At 45.5% G+C, this 3,319-nt stretch carries 4 protein-coding genes; all 4 read left to right on the top strand.

Annotated elements, in window-relative coordinates; translation table 11 throughout:
* On the top strand, nt 1-771 hold a 771-nt coding region (locus RMO35_RS23225), incomplete at its 5' end, for an EndoU domain-containing protein (protein ID WP_309744794.1).
* Nucleotides 749-871 (top strand): hypothetical protein, encoded by a 123-nt coding sequence (locus RMO35_RS23220; RefSeq protein WP_309744792.1) that lies wholly within the window; start codon nt 749-751, stop codon nt 869-871. The genes RMO35_RS23225 and RMO35_RS23220, both read left to right, overlap by 23 nt.
* Nucleotides 872-1,027: 156 nt before the next feature.
* Entirely contained in the window at nt 1,028-2,374 is a 1,347-nt protein-coding gene (locus RMO35_RS23215; protein ID WP_309744790.1) for a deoxyguanosinetriphosphate triphosphohydrolase, read from the top strand.
* Between the two features lie 547 nt (nt 2,375-2,921).
* Nucleotides 2,922-3,146 carry a hypothetical protein gene (locus tag RMO35_RS23210; RefSeq protein ID WP_309744788.1) on the top strand — a complete coding sequence of 75 codons (225 nt, stop codon included), beginning with the start codon at nt 2,922-2,924 and terminating at the stop codon, nt 3,144-3,146.
* The last annotated feature ends 173 nt before the right edge of the window (nt 3,147-3,319 follow it).

Below are 3,319 nucleotides of genomic sequence, written 5' to 3'. Positions count from 1 at the left end.
CGATTTGGTAGAGATGTTTCGCAAACGAATCGATCGAGATCGATGGAAAAACCTAGACTCCGCAAAAAAAACTTACCCCCATTTTTCGATCGGCTCGATAATCCCGAATTTCCGCAGCTTTCCCAAGGCGGAACTGTCGATATGACACCGCTACCACCGGATTTATCGCCTTTCGATCGCGATGTCTTGCAAGTTTGCGGTAATCTGGGAAATCGCGCCCGTGTAGAGGATTTTCAAGCGTTACTTACCGCACATCCGCAGGTACTAGAGCGGATTAAAACCGCAGTCAAAGGTGAGATTTTTCCCGGTCGAAATACCGCTGCCGAATTTCTCGCAGACTTAACTAAAATCTGGTTCGATCGTCATGGTTTCGAGCATATATTTTGTGGAAATATTCATGATGGCAAACTGAAGGGGATGCACTATGTCGGGAGATATTTGCAGTTGCAAGAGCAAGGCTTAGCAGGAAAATTACCCGATAATCAGCACCAAGAAGAAGCGATCGCCGGGGTAGTTTATACCCTCGGTGTCTTGGTGAAATATGGCGATCGAGTTATCTACGATCGGCGCAATGGTTATGCGTTAGTAACCGACGCGATAGAACTATTAATTGCCGCTACCGTCGCATTCAAAAAGACCACTCGCCAGAGATCCGTCTACACTTTTCCGGTTGTCGATGCAGATTCAGGACATACTTATACAGCCGTACTCGTCAAAGAAGATAACGCGATCGTCACTTTTTATCCTGATGCAACTCCACCCGATCGTTAAAAGTGGCACTGGTGGAGCAGATATCTGGATGGTGAAGATTAGAACTAATGCTTATTTAGCTGAACTCAAACAAGCTTTTGCCGAGCGGTGGGAAGATTAGTGGAAATAATCTAGCTGTAATTGTTATGATAGAGATCCGTCGCTCGTTCGTAACCGAATGTACTATCAATCGCAAGTTAAAGTAAAAAATAGCGATGCTTTTACTCAGATGCACTAACAAAATCCATCAGCAAGGTGACTTTGAATAATGGAGCGAATGCAATGGGCACAGCTTTTTTCTCGTAAAAGAGATGGTGTAATTCAGCCAGAACAACATGAAGTCGGGCGCAGTCATTTTCAAAAAGATATCGATCGGATTATTTTTTCTAGTGCGTTTCGGCGGCTCAACCATAAAACTCAAGTCCATCCCCTCCCCGAAAATGATAACATTCACACCCGCTTATCTCATAGTTTAGAGGTTTCATCGGTGGGGAGAAGTTTGGGTACAAAAGTCGGGCAAAGATTAGCACCAGAATTAAGATCGATCGGGATCGAGCCATCTGATGTTGGCGATATCGTCCAAGCAGCTTGTCTGGCTCATGATATTGGGAATCCACCGTTCGGACATTCCGGCGAGGAAGCGATTCGCAATTGGTTTAGAGCGAATACCCAGCGAGAAATTCTCCAAGATTTAACCGCTGCCGAGTTACATGAGTTTCAATATTTTGAAGGCAACGCGCAAGGATTGCGAGTAATTACCAAGCTGGAATATTATTTATTTGAAGGCGGAATGCGGCTGACTTATGCTACATTAGGCACCTTTTTAAAATACCCGTGGACATCAGATTTTATCTACAAAAGTGGTAAAAAGAAATACGGCTGCAATCTCACCGAACGCGAAAGTCTGACCGAAATAGCTAGCGAACTCGGCTTGATTCAGCGATCGACAACGGCTTGGTGTCGCCATCCATTGGCATATTTAATGGAAGCAGCCGATGATATTTGTTACGCGCTAATCGACCTCGAAGATGGGATCGAGATGGGTTATATTACTTATGATGAAGCGATCGATATTCTTGAAATTATCTTTGATTTTAAGACGATTCCACCATTACATGCAAGTTGTACGGGCACGGAATTACTCAGGCGGACGATCGCGATCGCCCGAGGTAAAGCAATGAATATTCTCATTGAGGGAGTTGTCGATACTTTCATGCAGCAACAAGACAATCTTTTAACCGGAAATTTCGAGTATGACGATCTGATTGGTGCGTGTGGGGGTCGCATTAAGGAATGTATTTATACTGCCAAAAATATGGCTAAATCTCAAATTTTCGATCGACCGCGCAAGCTCGAAATCGAAGTTGGTTCTCATGCCACGATCGATATTTTACTCGATGCCTTTATTACTGCCACATATGATTTATACAGCACTCAAGATGGGGATATGGTGAGCAAAAAATCTCGGCAAATCCTGAATTTAATGGGCAGCCATCAACCAAAACAAGAGTGGTCTTTGCATCATGCTTATATGCACGCGATCGATTTTATCTCGGGGATGACTGACAATTATGCAGTCAGTATTACCAAGCAACTTGCCGCAATGAATGGTGCCGAGCGCTAAAATGTTAACTAATCCAAGTTGCTATCGATCTAGATGCCTACGATTGTGTCTTGACGCGCTAAACCCTCGGGAAACCCGAGGAGCGCGAGCCGCAAATCGTGGCTAGTGTTGCAAAGTCCGCCTGTCTTGTCGTTTTCTTATTCGGCGGCGTTTTATGCGGGGGTTCCCCCCGCATAAAAAACGCCAAGACGGGGGGAACCCTAGACATAAAAACGCCGCTGTCTTGACGCGCTAAACCCTCGGGAAACCCGAGGAGCGCGCGTCGCTACGCGGACTAGTTTGTTAGTCCGCGTAGCGAAAAGTGCGGTCTTGGGGTTTCCCCTGTCTTGTCGTTTTCTTATTCGGGGGGAACCCCCGAATAAGAAAACGCCGCAAGTAGAGCACCTTTTCAAGACAGGCGGACTTTGCACTATGAGCAGCGGTTTCTAACCGCTGAGGTTATAGCTAGCAACTTGGATTAATTAAGAGCAGTACGAAATTAACTCCCAGATATAGGGTAGAGATGATGCTTACAAATTTTCTAGCTCGGTGGCGATCGCTTATGGGAATGACACTACTAGTTGTGGGGATTTCGATCCCAGTAATTGCAACCGCTCCAGCGCCACCGAGTTTAGTCATATCCAAGCTCAATGGTAAACCGATTAACGTGCTGTATCTCACCCGCAGTAGCGATCGAGTCTTGGTACGCTGTTATCCCGGACTGAAACCGACGATCGTGGTGCGTCCGATGAGCGGCGGTACCCAGGAAGGAGTTCTCACCTGTATCGATTAGAATTACGGCGTTGCTGAACTAATAATAAGTTTTAGTAATATTTAGATGGGCTTACATCTAGCCACTAAGATGATATTGTTAAACACAGAATTTCTTCTCCTGCATCTTCTCCACAATCATGAAACACCTGACTCCTGTTTGGTTTGGCATTATGCTAGCTAGCGGTGCAATCG

The sequence above is a fragment of the Chamaesiphon sp. OTE_20_metabat_361 genome (assembly GCF_031364565.1).
Note: the sequence above shows the minus strand (reverse complement) of the source record. Positions and strands in the feature narration are given on the sequence as shown.